The organism is Streptomyces sp. NPDC059455 (genome assembly GCF_042750115.1).
Taxonomy (GTDB): Bacteria; Actinomycetota; Actinomycetes; order Streptomycetales; family Streptomycetaceae; genus Streptomyces; species Streptomyces endocoffeicus.
On record NZ_JBHYVB010000112.1, the window covers coordinates 4,598 to 29,839 of the forward strand.

The window sequence follows — 25,242 nt, forward strand, 5'->3', positions numbered from 1 at the left end:
AACACTACCCGGGGCCCCACCCCCCCCCGCCCCCGCCGCCCCCCTGGCGGAGGGGGCCCGGGGGGGGCCCCCCCCCCGGCTGGCCGCGGGGGGCACCCCCGGGTCGTCAGGAGTCGAGATCCCCGAGCATCATGTCGATCAGGTCGTCGTCGTCCATCGCGTCGATGGAGTCCGTCTCCTTCTCCTCGGTGTCCTTCTCGGCCTGGTCCTTGCCGCTCGCCAGCTCGGTGAGCGTGTCCAGCAGACCGGCGCGGCGCAGCCGCGCCAGCGGAATCGACGTCAGAAGGGCACGGATCCTGGCTTCTTCCGGATCCATGTCCGGTTCGGCCGGGCTGTCCGTGGCCACCCGGCCGCGCAGATACTCGGCGAGCGCCGCGGGCGTGGGGTTGTCGAAGATCAGCGTGGAGGGGAGGCGGAGCCCGGTGGCCGAGTTCAGCCGGTTACGGAACTCCACGCCCGCCAGTGAGTCGAAGCCGAGGCTCTGGAAGGAGCGGTCGGGCTTGATGGACTGGGCGCCGCTGTGGCCCAGCACCATCGCCGCGCTGCCACACACCAGGGCGAGCAGCGCATGGTCGAGTTCGGCTCCGGAGAGACCGGCCAGCTGCTCCTTGGCCGACTCGGCAGCGGTCGCCTTCCCGTCGGCCGCCGCCCTGCTCCGCACCCGGACCGCACCCCGCAGCAGGGTGGGGATGTCGGTCTGACCGCTGAGCGCCGAGGTCTCCAGCCGCATCGGCACGAGGAGGGCGTCCTCACTGGTCCGGCCGGCGTCCAGCAGACGCAGACCGTCCGCCATGGACAGGGCCGCCATGCCCTCGCGCGCCATGCGCACCATGTCCGCCTGGCTGAGCGTGCCGGTCATGCCGCCGGCCTGCTCCCACGGTCCCCAGGCCAGCGATACGGCGGGGAGGCCGAGCGCGCGCCGATGTGCGGCGAGCGCGTCCAGGAACGAGTTGGCCGCGGCGTAGTTGCCCTGTCCCGGGCTGCCGAACACACCGGCGACGGACGAGAACATCACGAACTCCGCCAGGTCCAGATGGCGGGTCAGCTCGTGCAGGTGCCACGCCGCGTCGACCTTCGGCTCGAAAACCGCGTCGATCCGCTTCGGCGACAGAGTGCCGATGACACCGTCGTCGAGTACGCCCGCCGCGTGCACGACGGCGGTCAGCGGGTGGTCGGCGGGCACATCGGACAGCACCCGCTCCAGCGAGGCGCGGTCGGCCACATCGCAGGCCGCCAGCGTCACCGACGCACCCGCCTCGGTCAGTTCGGCCTTGAGCTCGGCGGCGCCCTCCGCGTCCGGCCCGCGCCGGGAGACCAGGACCAGGTTGCGCACTCCGCGCTCGGCCACCAGGTGGCGCGCCACCTCGCTGCCCAGGCCGCCGGTGCCACCGGTCACCAGCACCGAACCCTCGGGGTTCAGGGCACTGGTCATGGTGAACACGTTCTTGCCGATGTGCCGGGCCTGGCTGATGTACCGCACCGCGTCCGGGGCCCGGCGCACGTCCCATGCCGTCACCGGGAGGGGGTTCAGCGCACCGATGTCGAAGAGCTCGACCAGCTCGACCAGCATCCGCTGGACCCAGTCGTAGTCGGCCACGTCCAGGTCGTACGCCGTGTACTTCACCCCGGGGTGGTCCTGCGCGACGACCTCGGGGTCCCGCATGTCGATCTTGCCCATCTCCAGGAACCGCCCGCCCCTGGGCAGCAGCCGCAGGGAGGCGTCGACGAACTCGCGGGCGAGCGAGTCCAGCACCATGTCCATGCCCCGGCCGTCGGTGGCCTCCGTGAAGCGCCGCTCGAACTCCAGGTCACGCGTCGAGGCGATGTGCTTCTCGTCGAATCCCATCGCCCGCAGGGTGTCCCACTTGCCGGGGCTGGCCGTGGCGTACACCTCGGCGCCGAGGTGGCGTGCGAGTTGCACGGCCGCCATGCCCACACCACCGGTAGCGGCGTGCACCAGGATGGTCTCGCCCTCCTGGAGCTTGCCGAGTTCCACCAGGCCCATGTAGGCCGTCAGGAAGACCAGCGGCACCGTCGCCGCCTGCGCGAACGTCCAGCCGCTCGGCATGGGGACGATCTGCCGCCGGTCGGCGACCGCGACGGGCCCGAACGATGCGTCGATCATGCCCATGACCCGGTCACCGGGTGCCAGGTCGGTGACTCCCGGGCCGACCTCCAGGACCACACCGGCGCCCTCGCCACCCATCGTGGCGTGGTCGTCGGGGTACATGCCGATGGCGATCAGCGCGTCACGGAAGTTCAGACCGGCGGCGCGCACCGCGATCCGCACGTACCCGGGTGCCAGCGGCTCCTCCGCCGCCGGATCGGGCAGCAGCGAGAGGCTGTCCAGGGTGCCGCCGCCCGTGGTGCCGAGCTTCCACACCGAGGTGCCGGCGGGGGCCTCGAGCACCCGCCCGGCGGCGTTCCTGGCGAGCCGGGGAATCAGCCCCCGGCCCACGCGGAGCGCCACCTCGCGCTCGCCCGCCGCGATCGCGGCCGTCACCACGCCGGCGGCTGCGACGGCCGACTCGGCGTGGCGGTCGATGTCCACCAGCTGGATCCGGCCCGGGTTCTCCGTGGCCGCCGAACGCAGCAGTCCCCAGACGGCGGCGTTGGACAGCCCGGCGACGCCCTCACCCGGGCCCGTCGCGACCGCGTCGCTGGTCACCACGACCAGCCGGGACCCGTCGAACCGGTCCTCCGCCAGCCAGGACTGCACCAGGGCGAGCGCCCGGTGGGTCGCCTTCCGAGCGGCGTCGGCGAGGTTCCCGGCGTCCGGCCCGGCGGGCTCGCCGCCGCACCAGGCCCAGACCACATCCGGCACCGCGACACTCTCGTCGACGGCGGCGACGAGCGCGTCCACCCCGGTGTACTCGGCGTACTCGACGGCGGAGGCGGTGAGCAGCTCGGCCACCCGCGCCCGGTCGGCGCCGATCACCGCCGTGGACGCGCCGTCCACGGTCCGCTTGCCGTCCCGCGCGGCGGCGAACTCGTCCCAGTTGGCCCGGAACAGCGTTCCGTCGCTGCCGGTGGCGCGCGGCCCGGACGCGAACCGCTCGGCCGCCACCTCGCGCACCACCAGCGACTCCACCGAGGCGACGGGCGCACCCGTGGCGTCGGTCACCAGCAGCGCGACCGTGTCCTTGCCCTGCGGGCGCAGCCGCACCCGCACCCGTGCGGCGCCCACCGCGTGCCGGGTCACCCCGGTGAAGGAGAACGGCAGCGTCACCCGCCCGCTCTCGCCGCCGAAGTCGCCCATCTCCATGGCGTGCAGAGCGGCGTCGAGCAGGGCGGGGTGCAGGCCGAACCGTCCGGCTTCCTGAGCGGCCGAGTCCGGCAGCGCCACCTCGGCGTAGACGTCGCCGTCCAGCCGCCAGACCGACTCCAGCCCCTGGAAGACCGGACCATATCCGTAGCCGGCCTGGGCGAGGCCCTCGTAGAAGCCCTCCATGGGCACTTGCTCGGCGCCCGGGACGGGCCACTGCAGCAGGCTGTCGGTGACCGCGGCGCCGCTGTCGGCCTCGAGGACGCCCTGGGCGTGGCGCACCCACTCCTCGCCCGGCTCGTCGCTGTCGGAGCGCGAGTACACGCCGAGGGGCCGTACCCCGGACTCGTCCGTGGGGCCGACCACGAGCTGGATGCGGACGCCGCCCTGCTCCGGCAGCAGGAGCGGGGTTTCGAGGGTGAGCTCGCCGAGCCGTCCGGCCCCCGTCTCGGTGCCCGCGAGCAGGCCCAGTTCCACGAATCCGGTGCCGGGGAAGAGCACTCCGCCGGCCACGGCGTGGTCGGCGAGCCACGGGTGGGTCTGCAGCGACAGGCGCCCGGTCAGCACCGTACGGTCGCCCTCGGCCAGTTCGGTGAGGCCGCCGAGCAGCGGGTGGTCCACCCTGCCGAGGCCGACGCTCCGGGCGTCGCCGGTCACGGCGGCGCCCGACTCGAGCCAGTACCGCCTGTGCTGGAAGGCGTAGGTCGGCAGGGCGACCCGGCCGGCGCCACGCCCGGAGTACACCGCGTCCCAGTCCACGCCGACGCCGTTCGCGTACAGGGTGGCGATCGCCTCCGCCAGCGTCTGGGCCTCGGCGCGCCCGGAGCGGGCCAGGGAGACGAAGGCCGCGTCGGCGTCGATGGCGTCCAGGCAGTCCTGGCCCATCGCGGTCAGCACGGCGTCGGGGCCGAGCTCCACGCAGGTCGTCACTCCCTGGGCGGCGAGGGAGCGCATGCCGTCGTCGAAGCGGACGGCTTCGCGCACATGGCGGACCCAGTACTCGGCGGTGGCCAGTTCGGCACCGGCGACATCGCCGGTGACGTTGGAGATGACCGGGATCGCCGGGGCCGAGTACGACAGGCAGTCGGCGAGCCGGCGGAACCCCTCCAGCATGGCGTCCATCCGGGGGGAGTGGAACGCGTGGCTCACCCGCAGCCGCTTGGTCTTGCGGCCCTGTGCCTCCCAGTGGCCGGCGAGTTCGAGCACCGCGTCCTCGTCGCCCGAGAGCACCACCGAGGTGGGACCGTTGAGCGCCGCCAGCGACACCTGGTCCTCGCGGCCCTTCAGGCTCTCGAGGACCTCCTGCTCCGACGCCTGGACGGCCACCATGGCGCCGCCCTCGGGCAGTTCCTGCATCAGCCGCCCACGGGCCGCGACCAGGGCGCAGGCGTCCTCCAGGGACAGCACCCCGGCGACGTGTGCGGCCGCGATCTCGCCCACCGAGTGCCCCATCAGGAAGTCGGGGCGCACACCCCAGGACTCCAGCAGGCGGAACAGAGCCACCTCGAAGGCGAACAGCCCGGCCTGGGTGAACATCGTCTGGTTCAGCTCGTCACCGGACGCGTCCCCGGCGTCGGCGGCGTCGTCCTCGGGGCCGAAGACCACGTCGAGCACGGAGGTGCCGAGGCGAACCTCCAGATAGTCGCACGCCTCGTCGAATACGTCGGCGAACAGCGGGTAGGTCTCGTAGAGTTCGCGGCCCATGCCCATCCGCTGGGCGCCCTGGCCGGTGAACAGGAACGCCACCCGCTGCGCCCGGGACCTGCCCAGCACCAGGCCCGGCGCGTCGGTGTCCTCGGCCAGCGCCGCGAGTCCCCGCAGCAGCCCGTCGCGGTCGCCGGCCACCACCACGGCCCGGTGTTCGAGCGCGGCACGGGTCATGGCGGACGACCAGCCGACGTCGACCGGCCGCAGCGCGGAGTCGCGCACCACGTGTTCGCGCAGCCTTGCGGCCTGCGCCCGCAGCGCCTCCTCGCTCCTGGCGGACACCAGCCACGAGATGGGCTGGGACGCGGTCTCCGGGTCCTCGGCGTCGTCCGCCGTCAGGCTGGGCTCCTGCGGCGGTGCCTGCTCGATGATGGCGTGTGCGTTGGTGCCGCTCATGCCGAACGAGGAGATACCCGCACGGCGCGGCCGCCCGTCCTCCGGCCACGCGCGCTGCTCGGCGAGCAGCGCCACGCCGCCCGACGACCAGTCCACGTGCGGGGTCGGCACCTCCACGTGCAGCGTCTTGGGCATGATGCCGTGGCGCATGGCCATCACCATCTTGATGACGGCACCCACACCGGCCGCCGCCTGGGCGTGGCCGATGTTCGACTTGAGGGACCCCAGCCACACCGGCTGCCCCTCCGGCCGGCTCTCGCCGTAGGTGGCGATCAGCGCCTGCGCCTCGATGGGGTCGCCGAGCGAGGTTCCGGTGCCGTGCGCCTCGATCACGTCGATCTGGTCCGCGGTCAGCTCGGCGTTGGCCAGCGCCTGCCGGATGACACGCCGCTGGGAGAGCCCGTTGGGGGCCGTCAGACCGTGGCTGGCGCCGTCCTGGTTGACGGCGGAGCCGCGCACGATCGCCAGCACCTCGTGGCCGTTGCGGCGGGCGTCGGAGAGCCGCTCCACCAGGAGGACGCCGACGCCCTCGGCCCACGAGGTGCCGTCGGCCTCGGCGCCGAACGCCTTGCAGCGCCCATTGGAGGAGAGCCCGCGCTGGCGGCTGAAGAGGATGAAGTCACCCGGGGTCGGCATGGTGGCGACACCGGTGGCGAGCGCCAGATCGCATTCACCCTGGCGCAGCGAGTTCGCCGCCTGGTGCAGGGAGACCAGCGACGAGGAGCACGAGGTGTCCACGGTCCAGGCCGGGCCCTCGAAGCCGAAGGTGTAGGAGATGCGCCCGGCGGCGAGGCTGCCCGCGATTCCGGTCAGCGCATAGCCTTCGAGTCCGCTCTTGGTGCTTTGCAGGTGGGGACCGTAGTCGTGGTGCTCCGCGCCGGTGAAGACGGCGGTCCTGCTCCCCCGCAGCTTGGTCGCATCGATACCGGCCCGCTCGAAGACCTCCCAGCTGGTCTCCAGCAGCAGCCGCTGCTGCGGGTCCATGGCGAGCGCCTCACGCGGCGATATGCCGAAGAACTCCGCGTCGAACTCGGGCGCGTCGTGGATGAACCCGCCCTCGGTCGCATAGCTGGTGCCGGGCCGGTCCGGGTCCGGGCTGTAGAGCGCCGCCAGGTCCCAGCCCCGGTCGGTGGGGAACGGGGTGATGGCGTCGACACCCTCGGCGACGACCTTCCACAGGTCCTCGGGGCTGTTGACACCTCCGGGGAAGCGGCAGCTCATCCCGACGATCGCGATGGGGTCGTCCGAGCCCACGACGGCACGCGCAGGAGCGGTGTCGTCCGTGGCCACGGGGAAGATCTGCCGGTGGAGGTGGTCCACCAGCTCGCTGGGCGTCGGGTAGTCGTAGACGAGCGACACCTCGAGCGTGAGCCCGGTGGCCGCCACCAGTCCGCGGTGCAGATTGACCGCCGCGAGCGAGTCCAGCCCCAGGTCGAGGAAGGAGCCCTCGGCGTCGAGCGTACGCGGTGACTCGGACCGCAGCACAGCGGCGACGTGTGCGCGCACCAGGTCGAACAGGACCTTGCGCTGTTCGAAGTCCGGCAGTTCTTGGAAGTCCGGACCGAGTGACGGCAGTTCGGGACCCTCGTCACGATCCGGCCCAGCCTGCGCGATCGACTCTCCCGAGTCGCTGGACCCGTTCAACATGGTGCTCACCTAACTCCTGCCTTGTGGAAGACCCTGCGTCAAAGCTGTGTGCCGCGCCGACCGCGGCTTCGGCGCGGGCGCCCGCCCGCCATTCATCAATGCCGGGCGGGCGCGTGGCCGTTAAAGGTCGGCCATCCAGTTCTCGACGGCCTGGGCGGTAGTCTCCGCGTGCTTCTCCATCATGCTGAAGTGATCTCCGGGCACGTCGATGAGGGAGTCGGCGGGCCAGTCGGCCTGCCAGCTCTGCACCTCCGCGTTCGGGTCCGTCCGAAGCACCGTCTCGGTCGCACGAAGGTGGAGAGTGGGAACCGAGATCTGCGGCGGCTTCCACTCCGCCAGCAGATGCGAGTACCAGCCCATGGCGGACATCCGGACACCCTCCATGGAGACGAGCTCGTCCCGCTCGTACATTTCGTCCAGCCAGGCGTTCTCGAACTGGCCGAGCTTCGTGGTGTCCGGAAGGTAGGTATCCATCAGGACGACTCCCGCGGGTGGTGTGCCCTGGCTCTCCAGAGCGGCGGCCACCGAGTGGGCGAACATTCCTCCGGCCGAGGAGCCGCACAGGACGATCGGGTCGCCTTCGGCGTACTCGGCAACGACCCTCGCCTGCAAGTGGAACAGCGTGTCCAGAGTGGCCGGAAGGCTCTCACCCTGGACTGACCCCACGGTGCCGAGGCCCGCCACGTCCCGGTTGCCACGGAACGGCGCGGCGAACCGCGCGTACTGGTGGACACCGCCCAGGGCGACGTGGGAGGAGAAGCACATCAGCCGGGGGCGCTGCGGGCCTCGGGAGAGCCGCGCTGGCCTGATGTTTCCCTCGTAGTCGGCCGGGTCCTCGAAGGTCGGACGGAGCCTTGCCGCGTTCACCAACAGATCCATGCCGACGCTGACCTTGCCCTGCTGCGCCGCCTGCCGGTAGAGAGAGCCGAGGGTGTCATCCGTGTTCACCTGCGGCGCCGGCGAAACGGGCTCGGTCACGGGCGCGGCGGCCGGAGCGGCCGGAGCGGTCCGCTCCTGGACCTGGCGGCCGGCGGGAGGACCGGACGCGATCTCGGCCGCGAGCCGGGGGCGCAGATGGGCCACCATCTCGCCCGGGCTCGGGTGGTCGAAGACGACCGTGGTGTTCAGCTTGAGGCCGGTGAGGGCGGCCAGCTGGTTACGGAATTCCACCGCCGTAAGAGAGTTGAAGCCCATCTCCATGAACTCGTGTCCGGTGTCGATGTCATTGGGTGATGCGAAACCGAGCACCGCGGCAGCGACGGTACGCACCATTTCGAGAAGCGCCTCGTCCCGCTCGGCCTCCGACAACCCGGCCAGCCGCTGCCGCAACTGGGTGGGCTGGTCCACCTCGGACTCCGCCGCCCGAGCCGTACGCCGGACGGGGGAATCCGGGACGACGGAACGGAAGAAGGCGGGCAGCGCGGCGCCCTGGGCGCGCAGCGCACCCACGTCCAGCCGGGCGGGAATCACCACGGCCGTGTCGGAGGTGACTCCCGCGTCGAAGAGCTCCAGACCCTCTTCGGAGGAGAGGGGCGCCAGACTGGTGCGCGCCACATCGTTCCACTCCGTGTCCAGCCGCTGGACCTCGTAGAGATCGCTCAGCAACGGGCTGGGCCGGGTCGCGGTGAACGCGGGAACGAACCGTTCCCAGTCCACGTCCACGACCGTCACCACACCGTCGCCGCCCGCCACCAGGCGTTCCAGACCGGCGATCGCCGGCTCCGGCGTCAACCGGGGCAGACCGCGCCGCGCCAAATGATCACCTTGCTCATCCGCGGCCGCCATGCCGATCTCGGCCCAGGGTCCCCAGACCACGGAGGTGCCGACGAGACCCCGCGCACGGCGCTCCTCCACCAGCGCGTCCAGATAGGCATTGGCCGAGCTGTAGGCGGCCAGGCCGCCACTGCCCCACAGACCGGAGATCGACGAGAAGAGCACGAACGCGTCGAGCTCACGGTCGCCCAGCAGCTCATCCAGGTTGACGGCACCCGCCACCTTGCCCGAGACGATGGTGGCGGCATCGGCCAACCCGGTCTCCAGCAGAGGCGTCCCCCCGGTGGCGCCCGCCACGTGCACGACCGCCGTCAGCGGATACTCCTCCGGCACCGCGTCCAGCACCGCGGCCAGCTGCTTGACATCGGCCACATCACAGGCCGCCACCGTCACCCGGGCGCCCAGCCCCTCCAACTCCTCGCGCAGCTCGGCCGCGCCCGGCGCCTCGGGACCCCGACGGCTGGTCAGCACCAGGTGCTCAGCGCCACTACGCGCCAGCCACCGGGCCGCCTGGCCGCCCAGCCCGCCCGTACCACCGGTCACCAGCACGGTGCCGCGCGCCCGCCACGCCGTCCCATCGACAACGGACGGAGCCGACCGCGCCAGACGGCGTACGAAAACACCGGAGCCGCGGACCGCGACCTGGTCCTCGCCGCCCCCGGCGGACAGCACACCGGCCAGCCGGGCCGCACCGCGCTCATCCAGCGACTTGGGCAGATCGACCACACCACCCCACAGCGGCGACAGCTCCAGCGCGGCCACCCGGCCCAACGCCGACACCATCGCCTGCAGCGGGCTGGTGAGCCGGTCCGAGCCGCCCACCGAGACGGCCCCCCGCGTACCACTCCACAGCCGAGCCGGAATCTTCGCCTCGACCATGGCCCGCACCAGCACCAGGCTCAGCGCGTAGCCGCTCGGCAGGGCCGGATGCCCCGGGCAGGGTTCCTCGTCCAGGGCCAGCAGCGACAGGACACCACCCAGCTCGGGCGCCTGCTCGGCCACCTCGCGCAGCCGCTCCGCCAGCACGTTCGGGTCCAGGTCCCGCTCGTCCACGACGACCGAGACCACATCCGCACCGTGCCGCTCGAGCCCGGCGACAACCCCCGAGACCAGCTCGTCCCCGGCATGGGATGCCGGAACCACCACCGGCCAGGTCCCCGACAACGACCCCTTGGCCGGGTCCGGGACCAGCTTCCACGACACCTGATAGCGCCAGTTGTCGATCTCGTCCCGCCCGGGCGGTGTCACGCCGCTGTCCTCGGCCCACCGGCCCCACGCCAGCGAGACACCCGGCAGCCCTTGAGTGCGACGCCACGACGCGAGGCCGTCCAGGAACACATTCGCCGCGGCGTAGTTGCTCTGCCCGGCCGCGCCGAGCAGACCCGCGGTCGATGAGAACAGCACGAACGCCGACAGGTCCATGCCCGCGGTCAGCTCATGCAGATTCCAGGCCGCGTCCACCTTCGCCCGCAGCACCGCGGTCGCCCGCTCGCGTGTCAGCGATGCGAACAGCCCGTCATCGAGCACCTCGTCCGCATGCACCACGGCGCTCAACGCGAGCTCTTCGGGCAGTCCTGCCAGCACCGCGGCAAGCGCTTCGCGGTCCGCGGCGTCACAAGCCATGACCACCACCTCGGCGCCCGCGGCCTCCAGTTCGGCCCGCGCCTCGGCCGCACCGTCCGTCTCCGCACCACGGCGGGACAGCAGCACCAGCTTCTTGACACCGTGCCGGGCCACCAGATGCCGGGCCACCAAACCACCCAGAGCACCCGTGCCCTCCGTCACCAGGACGGCGCCGGAGCCGAACACCTCCGACTCGGGAGCGTCACCGGCGGGCAGTGAGCGGGCCAGACGCGGCAGGCGGACCTCGCCCGAACGCACCACCACCTGCTCCTCACGCGTGGCCACCACCCCCGCGAGAAGTGCCACCGCACGCTCGACATCATCCGTGTCGACAAGCACCAGCCGTCCCGGGTGCTCCGCCTGCGCCGACCGCACCAAACCCCATGCGGCCGCGCTCGCCAGGTCCGTCACACCATCGCCGGTGTCAACGGCACCCTGGGTCAGCACCACCAGCGGGGTGCCCGAGAACCGGTCGTCCGCCAGCCACGACTGAACGGTCTCCAGCACCTCACCGACCCGTGTGTGTACCTCGTCCACCACAGCGGGGCCGGCCGAAGCCACCGGCAGGACCACCATTCCGGGCATGCTCGTGCCCGTCGCCAGGGTGTCGCTCAGCGCCTCGGAGTCCGGGTACACATCGGCGGGGAAGAAGCCCGCCGCCTCCAGAGCGTCGCCCACGCCGAGGCAGTCGTCGACCAGCACCGCCCACCAGCCGGGTGCCACGCCCTCGGCGGGTTTCGCCGCGCCCGCCGTCCACTCCATGCGGAACAGCGCCTCACCGGCAGTCCGGCTCACGTTCTGCAACGTGGCGGCCTGCATGGGCCGGAAGAGGAGGGAGTCGACGGAAGCCACCGGGCGGCCGGAGGTGTCGGCCATGGCCAGCGACACGGCCTGCCGACCGTCCGGGACGATTCGGACGCGCAGCGCTTGGGCACCGACAGCTTCCAGGGAGAAGCCCCGCCACGAGAACGGCATCAGATTGCCCGCGCTCGGTGCGTCGTCGCCTCCGCTCAATGCGTTGTTCGCGCCGATCGCCTGGAGGGCCGCGTCGAACAGGGCCGGGTGCAGACCGAAGTACTTCGCGATGCCAAGCTGCTCCTCGGGGAGCTCGACGTCGGCGAACACCGCGTCGCCGCGCTTCCAGGCGCGCCGCAACCCCCGGTACGCGGGACCGTAGTACAGCCCGTGCTCGGCGGCATGCTCGTAGCCGCCGGAGACATCGACGGGCTTGGCGCCGGAGGGCGGCCACTTCGCGAAGTCGAAGGATGCCGCCTGTACGGGCGGCGTGAGCACACCGTGAGCGTGCTGCACCCACGGCTGCTCGAGATCGGCCTCCTCGTCGGCCGGCTCCATCCGTGAGTACACGCTGACGTCGCGATGGCCCGAGGCGTCGGCCTCCCCCACCTCGACCTGGACCTGCACCCCTCCGCGCTCGGGCATCGTCAAGGGCGCCACCAGCACCAGCTCATCGACCCGGCCGCACCCGACCTGGTCCCCCGCTTGCGCGGCCATCTCCGCGAAGGCCGTCCCGGGAACCAGCGCCACGCCCTGCACCGTGTGTTCGGCGAGCCAGGGGTTCGTGGCCGTCGAAAGCCGCCCGCTGAGCAGCACTCCGCCGCCGCCCGCCAGCGAGACCGCGGCGCTCAGCAGGGGGTGCGCCACCGCCCTGAGGCCCACCGATCCCACGTCGCCGACGGCCGCCATCGAGTCCAGCCAATAGCGCTGACGCTGAAAGGCGTAGGTCGGCAGATCGACCCGGCGGGCACCACGGCCCTCGAACACCTTTCGCCAGTCGACACCGACGCCACTGGTGTGCAGCTCGGCGGCCGAGGTCAAGAACCGCTCGGGTCCGCCCTCATCCCGCCGCAGGGTGCCCACGACCACCGCCCGCGCCTCAGCGGCCTCCACCGTCTGCTGCACCGGCAGAGCCAGCACCGGATGCGGGCTCACCTCGGCAAAGACCGTGAAACCGTCGTCCAGCAACGTGCGCGTCGTGCTCTCCAGCTCAACGGTCTGCCGGAGGTTGCGGTACCAGTACTCCGCGTCCAGGCCGGCGGTGTCCACCAGCTCACCGGAGACCGTGGAGTAGAACGGCACCTCCGACGAACGCGGCTCGATATCCGCCAGAACCTTCAGCAGCTCCTCGCGGATCTCCTCCACATGCGCGGAGTGCGAGGCGTAGTCCACCGGAACCCGACGGACCCGCACCTCCTCGCCCTCCAGCTTCGCGACCATCTCATCCAGCGCCTTGGCATCACCGGAGACCACGATGGAACCCGGGCCGTTGACCGCCGCGACCGAGATCGCACCATCCCAGGCGGCGATACGGTCCTTGACCTGGTCGACCGGCAGCCCGACCGACACCATGCCACCACGACCCGCCAGACCGGCGGCGATCGCCTGCGACCGCAGGGTCACCACCTTCGCGGCATCCTCCAGCGACAGCGCACCCGCGACACAGGCCGCGGCGATCTCGCCCTGGCTGTGGCCCATCACGGCGTCCGGTTCCACACCCACCGAACGCCACAGCTTCGCCAGCGACACCATCACCGCGAACAACACCGGCTGAACGACATCCACCCGGTCGAAGCCGGGAGCGCCCTCGGCGCCACGCAGCACATCCGTCAGCGACCAGTCCACATACGCGGACAGAGCCGTCTCACACTCGCCGATCGCCTCCGCGAAGACCGGCGAGGACTCCAGCAGCTCCACCCCCATACCCGCCCACTGCGCCCCCTGACCGGGGAACACGAAGGCGGTCCTGCGCCCCTTCGCCGCCTGCCCCCTGACCACGCCCTGGGCCACCTCGCCCTCGGCCACGGCCCGCAGGCCGCGCAGCAGGCTCTCGCGGTCCTCGCCGATCACCGCCGCGCGGTGCTCGAACGCCGATCGGGACGCCGCCAGGGAGTAGCCGATGTCCGCTACGGACGCCCCCGTGAGATCGTCACCCTCGGCCGTCAGACGGGCGTACAGCCGCTCGGCCTGCGCCCGCATCGCGGTCTCGCCCTTGCCCGAGACCAGCCATGGCACGACGGAGGAGGCGACCGGGCGGGGAGCCTCGGCCTCGGCACCGGCCGACTCCGACTCCTCGGCTTCGGGGGCCTGCTCGATGATGGTGTGCGCGTTGGTGCCGCTGATGGCGAAGGAGGAGATCCCCGCCCGGCGGGGCCGGCCCGTCTCCGGCCAGGGCTGGGCCTCGGTCAGCAGCTCCACGGCCCCCGCCGACCAGTCGACATGCGGGGTCGGCTCGTCCACGTGCAGCGTCTTCGGCAGGACGCCGTGCCGCATGGCCATCACCATCTTGATGATCCCCGCGACACCCGCCGCCGCCTGTGCGTGGCCGATGTTGGACTTGATGGATCCGAGCCACAGCGGCCGGTCCTCCGGCCGGTCCTGGCCGTAGGAGGCGATCAGCGCCTGCGCCTCGATCGGGTCGCCCAGGGAGGTGCCCGTGCCGTGCGCCTCCACGACGTCGACGTCGTCCGGGGTGAGTCCGGCGTTGTCGAGCGCCTGACGGATCACCCTGCGCTGTGACGGGCCGTTGGGGGCCGTGAGGCCGTTGCTGGCACCGTCCTGATTCACCGCGGAGCCGCGCACCACCGCCAGCACGGGGTGGCCCAGGCGGCGGGCGTCGGACAGTCGCTCCACGAGCAGTACGCCGACGCCCTCGGACCAGTTGGTGCCGTCCGCGGCCGCCGCGAAGGGCTTGCAGCGGCCGTCGGAGGCGAGACCCCGCTGACGGCTGAACTCGGTGAAGGTTCCGGGGCCGGCCATCACGGTGATGCCACCGGCCAGGGCGAAGTCGCACTCGCCCTGGCGCAGCGCCTGCGCGGCCAGGTGCAGCGTCACCAGGGACGACGAGCACGCCGTGTCCACGGTCACCGCGGGGCCTTCGATGCCGAGGACATAGGAGATCCGGCCGGAGGTGACGGCGGGTGTCTGCCCCGTCATCAGATGGCCTTCGACCTCTTCGGCCTCGATCGGGCCGGCCGCACCGTACCCCTGGAAGGCGGCGCCCATGAACACGCCGCCGGTGGTGCCCTTGACGGACAGCGGGTCGATGCCCGCCCGCTCCAGGACCTCCCAGGACGCCTCCAGCAGCAGCCGCTGCTGGGGGTCCATCGCCAGCGCCTCACGCGGGGAGATCCCGAAGAACACGGGGTCGAACAGGGCGGCGTCGTGCAGGAATCCGCCCTCGTTCACATAGCTCGTGCCCTGGCTGTCGGGGTCCGGGTCGTACACCTCCTCGAGCCAGCCGCGGTCCTTCGGGAACGGTGAGAGCCCGTCGGCGCCCTCGGCGACCATGCGCCAGAGCTCCTCCGGAGAGCTGACCCCGCCGGGGAAGCGGCAGCTCATCGCGACGATCGCGATCGGCTCCCGGTTCTTCTCCTCCACCTCCCGAAGGCGCAGACGAGTGCGGTGCAGATCAGTCGTCACCTTGTTGAGATAGTCGCGGAGCTTCGTCTCGCTCACTGTTTTGCCGTCACTTTCTCTACAGTCAGGGTCAGAGGGCGCTGGACAACGGTTCAGGACAGCCCGAGCTCGTTGTCGATGAAGTCGAACAGCTCGTCGTTGGAGGACGACCCGATCCGTTCGGCCATCTCGACAGTGGAGTTGGCGTCGTCGGAAGCCTCGCCCAGCTTCTCCAGGAGCTCCTTCAGCCGCCCGGCCACCTTCGTGCGGGTCTCGCTGTCGTCCATCACGTTGGAGAGCAGCGGCTCCAACTTGTCGAGCTCGGCGAAGACCACGGGCTCCCCCGTGCCGCCGTCCGGCAGGAGCTCCTCCCGCAGGTGGTCCACCAGCGCCGTGGGCGTCGGGTAGTCGAAGACCAGCACGGCCGACAGTCGAAGACCCGTCTCCGCGTTGAGCCGGTTGCGCAGTTCCACCGTGGTCAGGGAGTCGAAGCCCATGTCCTTGAAGGCCATGTCCGGCTCCACCGTTTCCGGCGAGCCATGGCCGAGGACCGTCGCCACCTGCACCCGCACCAGGTCCAGCAGAGCCCGGTACTGATCGGCCGCGGAGAGACCGGCCAGGCGGTCCCGCAGCGATCCGGTGTCGGCCCGCGTGGTCTCCGCCGCCGTGACCCGGCGCCGGGGGACACGCACCAGGCCGCGCAGCAGAGCGGGCACATCACCGGTGCGGGCCTGGACGCGCAGGGCGGCGAGGTCCACATGGGTCGGCACGAGCACGGTCTCATCGGTCCCGAGCGCGTCGTCGAACAGCGCGAGGCCCTCTTCGGAGGTGAGCGCGTTCAGCCCAGCGCGGGCGATGCGCTGGAGGTCCGCCTCGCCGAGGTCCCCGGTCATCTCGCTGCGCTGCTCCCACATGCCCCAGGCCAGGGAGACCGCGGGGAGGCCGAGCGCGCGGCGCTGGTGCGCCAGGGCGTCCAGGAAGGCGTTGGCCGCCGCGTAGTTGGCCTGGCCGCCGCCACCGAAGTTGGAGGAGGCCGAGGAGAACACCACGAAGGCGGAGAGGTCGAGGCCGCGGGTGAGCTCGTGCAGGTGCAGCGCGGCGTCCACCTTCGGACGCAGCACCTTGTCCACCCGCTCCGGCGTCAACGACTCCACCACACCGTCATCCAGCACACCCGCCGCGTGCACCACGGCCGACAGCGGACGCTCCGACCCGATACCCGCCAGCAGGCTCTCCACCGACGCCCGGTCGGCGACATCACACGCCACCGCCTCCGCCTCGGCACCCAGCCCGGCCAGCTCCGCCACCAACTCCGCCGCACCCGGCGCCTCCACGCCACGACGACTCGTCAGCACCAGACGCTCAACACCGTGCTCCACCACCAGATGACGGGCCAACAGCGCGCCCAGACCACCCGTACCACCCGTGATCAGCACCGTGCCACGGCCGTCGAACGGCGTGGTCTCCGGCTCGGGCCGGTCCTCGGCCGGGGCCACCCGGGCGAGACGTGCCGCGAGCACGCGTCCGTCGCGCACGGCGACCTGCGGCTCCTCGGCGGTCAGGGCCGTCCGGAGCACCGAGGACACCTCGCCCTGCTCCTCCGGGTCCAGGTCCACCAGGAGGAACTTCCCCGGGTGCTCGGTCTGCGCGGAGCGCAGCAGGCCCCATACGGCGGCCTCGGCCGGGGTGCGCACCTCGTCGGAGGAGCGGGCGCCCATCGTGCCGCGGGTCACGTACACCAGGTAGGAGTCGTCGAACCGGTCGTCGGTGACCCAGGTCCGCACCAGCTCCAGCGCGCGGTACGTGGCGCCACGCACCCGTCCCGCCAGGTCCGCGCGGTCGTCGAGGCCGGCCGCCTCAGCGGCGCCCGCCACCATGACGACGTCCGGCGCCGTGGCCCCCGAGTCGATCGCCTCGCGCAGCGCGGCCAGATCCGGGTACGCCACCACGTCCGCGCCCGCGGCCTCGAAGCCGGAGCGCACCCCCAGGTCGTCGGTTCCCAGCACGGCCCAGGTGCCTTCGGAGGCGGGGGCCGGCGCACCGACGGGGACGGGGGTCCAGTCCAGCCGGAAGAGCGAGTCATGCCCGCCCGCCGGGGAGCCGGCCGACTGGATCTGCCCCTCCGCGACGAGCCGCAGCACCAAGGAGTCGACGGTGGCCACGGAGCGGCCACTGGTGTCGGCCACCGTGAGGCCGATGGAGTCGGGCCCGAGCGAGCTGAGGCGCACCCGCAGCTCGGAGGCGCCCGTGGCCCGCAGCGACACACCGGTCCAGGAGAACGGAAGCCTGGCGAGGCCCGCCTCCTCCTGGGGTACGAACATGACGGCCTGAACCGCCGCGTCCAGCAGGGCCGGGTGCAGTCCGAACCGCTCGGCATCCGAGGCGTTCTCCTCCGGCAGCCGCACCTCGGCGAAGACCTCGTCGCCACGGATCCACACCGACCGCAGACCCTGGAAGACCGGGCCGTAGGCGAAGCCGCCCGCGGCCATCCGGTCGTAGACATCCTCGGTGTCGATCCGCTCCGCGCCCTCCGGGGGCCATACGGCGAGGTCGGCCTGGCCGGTCTCGTCCGGCGTGCCGCCCCGGGCGAGCAGGCCGGAGGCGTGCTGGACCCACGGCTGCTCCATGGTGGGGTCTTCCAGCCGGGAGTACACGTTCACCGAGCGCGCGCCGTTCTCATCCGGCCCGCTCACCGCCAGCTGGAGGTGAACCGCGCCCCGCTCGGGCAGCGCCAGCGGCGCCGTGAGGGTCAGCTCCTCGACCCGGTCGCAGCCCACCTGGTCGGCGGCGTACAGGGCCAGTTCGAGGAAGGCGGTGCCGGGCAGCAGAATCGTGTCCTGGACCATGTGGTCGACGAGCCACGGGTGCGTCTGCGGCGAGAGGCGGCTGGTGAGCAGGAAGCCGTCCGCGTCGGGCAGTTCGACGGCGGCGCCCAGCAGCGGATGCGTCGGCGGGATGAGCCCCACGGCGGTCACATCGCTGGCGAACGTCGTCAGCGCCTCCAACCAGTAGCGCTCCCGCTGGAAGGCGTAGGTGGGAAGCTCGACCCTCCGGGCGTCACGTCCGGCGAAGGCCTGCGACCAGTCCACTCCGACGCCGTTCACATGGAGCTCGGCCAGCGCCGTGGTCAGCGCCAGCGTCTCGGGGCGGTCCTTGCGCACCACCGGCACCAGTACCGGCGCGGAGGTGGTATCGGGCTGGTCCGCTATGCAGTCCCGCGCCATCGCGGTGAGCACGCCATCGGGACCGACCTCCACGAACCTGGACACGCCCTGCGCTTCGAGCGCCCGCACACCGTCCGCGAACCGCACCGCCTCCCGCACATGCCGGACCCAGTACTCCGCGGAGCACACCTCGTCCGCGCCGGCCGATTGCCCCGTCACATTGGAGACCAGGGTGATGGCCGGCGAGGCGAACGACAGTTCCTCGACGACCTTGCGGAAGTCGCCCAGCATCGCGTCCATCCGGGGCGAGTGGAAGGCGTGGCTGACCCGCAGCCGACGGGTCTTACGGCCCTGCCGCTCCCACTCGGCGGCGATCTCCAGCGCCGGTGCCTCGTCGCCCGCGATGACCACGGCCGTCGGGCCGTTGACGGCGGCGAGGCTCACCTCGGCCGCACGACCGGCGAGTGCCGGCGCGATCTCGTCCTCGGACGCCTGCACCGCCACCATCGCGCCGCCCTCGGGCAGCGCCTGCATCAGCCGGCCACGGGCGGCCACCAGGGTGCACGCGTCCTCCAAGGAGAACACCCCCGCCACATGCGCGGCGGCGATCTCACCGATGGAGTGGCCGATCACCACATCCGGGGTGACACCCCAGTGCTCCAGGAGCCGGAACAGCGCCACTTCGACCGCGAACAGCGCGGGCTGGGTGAACGCCGTCTGGTTCAGCAGCTCGGCGTCCGCGCTGTCTTCCGCCGCGAACACCACATCGCGCAGCGGGCGGTCGAGCAGACCGTCCAGATGGGCGCACACCTCGTCCCACGCGTCGGCGAACACCGGGAAGGCGTCGTACAGCTCCCGGCCCATGCCCAGGCGCTGCGCGCCCTGGCCCGAGAACAGGAACGCCGTCTTGCCCGCGGCTCCCGCCACGCCGCTTACGACGCCGGGCGCGGTCTCGCCCTTCGCGATGGCCTCGAGGCCACGCAGCAGGTCCGCGCGGTCGTCGCCGACCAGGGCGGCCCGGTGGTCGAAGAGAGATCGGCTCGTCGCCAGGGAATAGCCGACATCCACAGTGGGCATGAACTCTTCGGCGACGGTGGCCAGTTGGGCCCGCAGCCGCTCGGCCTGGCCCCGCAGGGCGGCGTCGGTCCGGCCGGACAGGATCCACGGCACCGGGGCCGCAGTGGAGTCCAGGGTCTCGGCCCGCGGCGCCTCCGGCTCATCGACGATGGGCGCCTGCTCGATGATGGTGTGCGCGTTGGTGCCGCTCACGCCGAAGGCGGACACCGCCGCCCTGCGCGGGTGGTCCCGCTCCGGCCATGGCATCGCCTCGGTCAGCAGCTCCACGTCGCCCGCCGACCAGTCCACATGTGGCGACGCCTCATCCACGTGCAGCGTCTTGGGAATGGTGCCTTCGCGCATGGCCATCACCATCTTGATGACCCCGGCGACACCGGCGGCGGCCTGCGTATGACCGATGTTCGACTTGATGGCTCCCAGCAGCAGCGGCTGGCCTTCGGGGCGGCCCTGGCCGTAGGTGGCCAGCAGTGCCTGCGCCTCGATCGGGTCGCCGAGCGGAGTGCCGGTGCCATGGGCCTCGACCACGTCCACGTCGGCGGAGACCAGCCGGGCGCCGGCCAGCGTCTGCTCGATCAGCCGCTGCTGCGACGGGCCGTTGGGCGCCGTCAGACCGTTGGACGCGCCGTCCTGGTTGATCGACGAACCCCGGATGACGGCCAGCACCTTGTGGCCGTTTCGCTGCGCGTCCGACAGCCGCTCCACGAGCAGCATGCCCACGCCCTCGGACCAGCCGGTGCCGTCGGCGTCGGCGGAGAACGCCTTGCACCGTCCGTCGAACGACAGCACGCGCTGGGCGCTGAACTCGATGAACGTGCCCGGCGTGGCCATGATGGTCACACCGCCGGCCAGCGCCACCGAGGACTCGCCCTGCCGCAGCGACTGACAGGCCAGGTGGAGGGCGACCAGCGACGACGAGCACGCGGTGTCCACCGTGACGGCCGGGCCCTCGAAGCCGAAGGTGTAGGAGATACGGCCGGACGAGACGCTGGGGGCGCTGCCGAGTCCGAGGTATCCCTCCACGCCCTGGCCGTCGGCCAGGATGCGCGAGCCGTAGTCGTGGTAGTTGGAGCCGACGAAGACGCCGGTCCGGCTGCCGCGCAGCGCCACGGGGTCGACCCCGGCGCGCTCGAACGCCTCCCAGGAGGTCTCCAGCAGCAGCCGCTGCTGCGGGTCGATCGCCATCGCCTCACGCGGCGAGATCCCGAAGAAGCCCGGGTCGAAGTGGCCCACCTCGTCGAGGAACCCGCCCGCCTGGACGTAGCTGGTGCCGGACTTCTCGGGGTCCGGGTCGTAGAGACCGTCGATGTCCCAGCCACGGTCGTCGGGGAACGCGGAGATCACGTCCCCCTCGGCCATCAGCAGCTTCCACAGCTCCTCGGGGCTGCGCACCCCGCCGGGGAACCGGCAGCTCATGCCGATGATGGCGATTGGCTCATCGGTGACAACGGGCTGATCGGACCCCTCCGGCCGCTTGGGGGCGGCGGCGGTGGCGCCCTCGCCGGCCGGCTGCTCGCCGAACATCTCGGAGTACAGGTACCGGGACAGAACCGTGGCGGTCGGGTAGTCGAAGACACAGGTGACCGGCAGTCGGAGGCCGGTGACCACGCCGAGGCGGTTGCGCAGCTCGACGGCGGTCAGCGAGTCGAAGCCGAGGTCACGGAAGGCACGGTCGGCCTCCACCGCGTCCGCGCCGTCGTAGCCGAGGACGTCGGCGGCCTGGTTGCGCACCAGCTCCAGCAGCAGCTTGGGCTGCTCGGCGGGGGACAGCTTCGCCATCTCCCGGCGCAGCTCGGAAATGGCGTCGTCGCCGTCGATGGTGTCCGCGCCACCGGCGGCGGGGCGGGTCAGCTCGGGCAGCTCACGGAACAGCGCGCTCGGACGTGAACCGACGAACTCCGGACGGAACCGATCCCAGTCGATCTCGGCGATGACCGCGAACGTCTCGTCCAGTTCGAGGGCCTGCTGCATACCGGAGATCGCCAGCTCGGGCACCATTCCGACCATGCCGGAACGGTCCATCCGCTCGCCGACCTCGCCGGAGCCGAGGCCGCCTCCGGCCCAGGCGCCCCAGGCGATGGACGTGGCCGGAAGGCCATCCGCACGCCGCTGCAGCGCCAGCGCGTCAAGATAGGCGTTGCCCGCCGCGTAGCTGCCCTGACCCGGGCCGCCCAGCGTGCCCGCCCCGGAGGAGAACAGCACGAAGGCGGACAGGTCCATCCCCGCGGTCAGCTCATGCAGATTCCGCGTGGCGTCCACCTTCGGACGCAGCACCCCGGCCGCACGGCGCACCGTGAGGGCGTCCACGACACCGTCGTCCAGCACACCGGCCGTGTGCACCACGGCCGTCAGCGGGAACTCCCGCGGAATCGCGTCCAGCACCGCGGCCAGCGCCGCACGGTCCGCGGCGTCGCACGCCGCCACCGTCACCCGGGCACCGAGCCCCTCCAGCTCCGCCTTCAACTCGGCGGCGCCCTCGGCCTCCATACCACTGCGGCTCGTCAGCACCAGATGCTCAGTACCCGTGCGGGCCAGCCAGCGGGCGACATGACCGCCCAGCGCTCCCGTACCACCGGTCACCAGCGCCGAGCCCCGGCTCTGCCACGCCCCCCGGCCCTCGCCGTCGTCAGCGGCCGAGGCCCGCACCATGCGCTTGGCGAACACACCGGAGCCGCGCACCGCGACCTGGTCCTCGCCGTCCTCGCCCGCCAGCACTCCGGCCAGACGGGCCACCGCACGGCCGTCCATGGACTCGGGCAGATCGACGGCACCACCCCAGCGCTGGGGATACTCCGCGCCCACGATCCGCCCCAGGCCCCACACCATGGACTGCACGGGGCTCACCAGGCGGTCGGAACGCCCCACCGACACGGCGCCCCGAGTGCCGCACCACAGCGGAGCCACCACGCCCGCGTCGCCCAGCCCCTGGACCAGGCCCACCATGGCCGCCAGTCCGGCGGGCACCACCTCGAACGTCGTGTGCCCCGACTCGTCGAGCCCCAGCAACGAGAACACGCCCGTGACGCCCGAGGGCTCCACACCGGCCTCGCCGAGCGCCGCCTGCAGCCGCTCCGCCACGGTCCAGCGGTCGTTGCCCGATCCGTCCAGCACCACCTGGACGACATCGGCACCGCTCGTCCCCAGCCCGTTCACCGTGGCGGTCACGAGGGCATCGTCGGCGTGCGACGCGGGGAGGACGACGAGCCAGGTGCCCGAGAGGACCGCCCCGGTGGCGGACGCCAGGGGCTTCCAGACCACCTTGTAACGCCAGCCGTCCACGGTGTTCTGCTCACGCCGCTGACGGCGCCAGGACGACAGCGCCGGAAGCAACGCCGTCAGCGACGACTGCTGCTCCTCGTCCTCCACCTCCAGCGTGCGGACCAAGGCTTCCAGGTCCTCGCGCTCCACCGCCTCCCAGAAGCGGGCGTCCACCGCGTCCGCGGCCAGACCGTCGGCGGTGGCGGACACCTCCGCGGCCGACACATCCAGCCAGTACCGCTGACGCTGGAAGGCATAGGTCGGCAGCTCCACCCGGCGGGCGCCACGGCCCTCGAGCAGGGCGGTCCAGTCCACCGTGACGCCACGGACGAACACCTCGGCGGCGGAGGTCAGGAACCGCTCCGGGCCGCCCTCGTCGCGCCGCAGCGTGCCCACGACGACCGCCTGCGCGTCAGCGGCCTCGACGGTCTGCTGCACCGGAAGAGTCAGCACCGGGTGCGGGCTCGCCTCGATGAACACGGAGTGGCCGTCGTCCAGCAGCTTTCGAGTGGTGGCCTCCAGCTCGACGGTCTGCCGCAGGTTGCGGTACCAGTACTCGGCGTCCAGACCGGTCGTGTCCACCAGCTCGCCGGACACCGTCGAGTAGAACGGCACTTCGGACGCGCGCGGCTCGATACCGGCGAGGACCTTCAGCAGTTCGTCACGGATCGACTCCACGTGGGCGGAGTGCGAGGCGTAGTCCACCGGGACCCGGCGAACACGGATCTCCTCGCCCTCCAGCTGGGCGACCATCTCATCCAGCGCGCCCGGGTCACCGGACACCACGACCGAGCCGGGGCCGTTGACCGCCGCGACGGATATTCCACCGTCCCAGGCGGCGATACGGTCCTTGACCTGGTCGACCGGCAGCCCGACCGACACCATGCCGCCACGGCCCGCAAGGCCCACCGCGATGGCCTGCGAGCGCAGCGCCACCACCTTCGCGGCGTCCTCCAGCGAGAGCGCACCGGCCACACACGCCGCGGCGATCTCGCCCTGACTGTGGCCCATCACGGCATCGGGCTCGACACCCGCCGAACGCCACAGCTTCGCCAGCGACACCATCACCGCGAACAACACCGGCTGAACGACATCCACCCGGTCGAAGCCGGGAGCGCCCTCGGCGCCACGCAGCACATCCGTCAGCGACCAGTCCACATGAGCCGACAGAGCCGTCTCACACTCGGCCACCGACCCCGCGAACACCGGCGAGGAGTCCAGCAGCCCCACCGCCATGCCCACCCACTGCGCCCCCTGGCCCGGGAACACGAAAACCGAGCGGCCGGCGTCGCCGGTCCTCCCCCGCACCACTCCGTTCGACGCGGTGGCGTCCTCGGCGACGGCCTCCAGCCGCTGGAGGAGTTCCGCACGGTCGGCCCCGGTGACCACGGCCCGGTGCTCGAAGGCGGACCTGGTCGTGGCCAGCGAGAGCGCCACATCCGCGGCGCTCAACTCCGGTCGCTCCGTGAGGAATTCACGGAGCTGCCCGGCCTGCGCCCGCAGCGCCTCGGCGCCACGGCCGGACACCAGCCATGCCACCGGGCCGTCGGTGACCTCGGACTCGGCGGCCTCGGCCACCTCGGACTCCGGAGCCTGCTCCAGGATGGTGTGCGCGTTGGTGCCGCTCATGCCGAACGAGGACACGGCGGCGCGGCGCGGGTGGTCCCGGTCCGGCCACGGGGCCGTTTCGTGCAGCAGGGAGACGGCGCCGCCGGTCCAGTCGATGTGCGGCGACGGCTCCTCCGCGTGGAGCGTCTTCGGCAGCATGCCCTCGCGCATGGCCATCACCATCTTGATGACCCCGGCCACACCGGCGGCGGCCTGTGTGTGCCCGATGTTGGACTTGATGCCGCCCAGCCACAGCGGCTGGTCGGTGGGCCGGTCCTGTCCGTACGTGGCCATCAGCGCCTGGGCCTCGATCGGGTCACCCAGTGTGGTGCCCGTACCGTGCGCCTCCACCGCGTCCACCTCGGCGGCCGACAGCCGGGCGCTGGTCAGCGCCTGGCGGATGACCCGCTGCTGCGAGATGCCGTTGGGCGCCGTCAGACCGTTGGACGCACCGTCCTGGTTGATGGCCGAGCCCCGGACGATGGCCAGCACTTTGTGGCCGTTGCGCTCGGCGTCGGACAGCCGCTCGACGAGCAGCATGCCGACGCCCTCGCCCCAACCGGTGCCGTCGGCCGCGGCCCCGAACGGCTTGCACCGGCCGTCCGCCGCCAGGCCACGCTGCCTGCTGAACTGGACGAACGCCGACGGGGTGGACATCACCGTGATGCCACCGGCCAGCGCGAGCGTGCACTCGCGCTGGCGCAGCGCCTGAACGGCGAGGTGCAGGGCCACGAGGGACGACGAGCACGCCGTGTCCACGGAGAGCGCGGGGCCCTCGAGACCCATGGTGTAGGAGATCCGGCCGGAGACGATGCTCGCCGCGTTGCCGGTGCCCGAGTGGCCCTCGACATCCTCCATGCTCTCGGCCGCGCCGAGCATGAGCATGGAGTAGTCCTGGCCGTTGGTCCCGACGAACACACCGGTCCTGCTGCCCCGCAGGGACGTCGGGTCGATGCCCGCCCGCTCGACCGCCTCCCAGGACGTCTCCAGCAGCAGCCGCTGCTGCGGGTCCATCGACAGCGCCTCACGCGGCGAGATCCCGAAGAACCCCGGATCGAACCGGTCGGCGTTCTCGAGGAAACCGCCCTCGGTCGTATAGCTGGTGCCGGGACGGTCCGGGTCCTCGTCGTAGAGGGCGTCGATGTCCCAGCCCCGGTCCATGGGGAATTCCGAGATCGCGTCGGTGCCGTCCGCCACCAGGCGCCACAGGTCCTCCGGAGAGTTCACCCCTCCGGGGAACCGGCAGCTCATGGCGACGATCGCGATCGGTTCCTGGTCCGCTGACTCGGCCTCGAGCAGGCGCTGGCGAGTCTG

At 72.1% G+C, this 25,242-nt stretch carries 3 protein-coding genes; all 3 read right to left on the minus strand.

The features are described 5' to 3' along the window. Nucleotides 1–106 precede the first annotated feature (106 nt). On the minus strand, nt 107–7,024 hold the full coding sequence (locus ACFXB5_RS32485) for an SDR family NAD(P)-dependent oxidoreductase (RefSeq protein ID WP_385214563.1): 6,918 nt from the start codon (nt 7,022–7,024) through the stop codon (nt 107–109). A gap of 111 nt (nt 7,025–7,135) precedes the next feature. Next, the gene (locus ACFXB5_RS32490) at nt 7,136–14,884 is read right to left on the minus strand and encodes a type I polyketide synthase (RefSeq protein WP_385214566.1); all 7,749 of its coding nucleotides are present in this window, start codon (nt 14,882–14,884) and stop codon (nt 7,136–7,138) included. 53 nt (nt 14,885–14,937) lie between these two features. Next, the coding region (locus tag ACFXB5_RS32495; RefSeq protein ID WP_385214569.1) for a type I polyketide synthase at nt 14,938–25,242 on the minus strand (10,305 nt) is incomplete at its 5' end.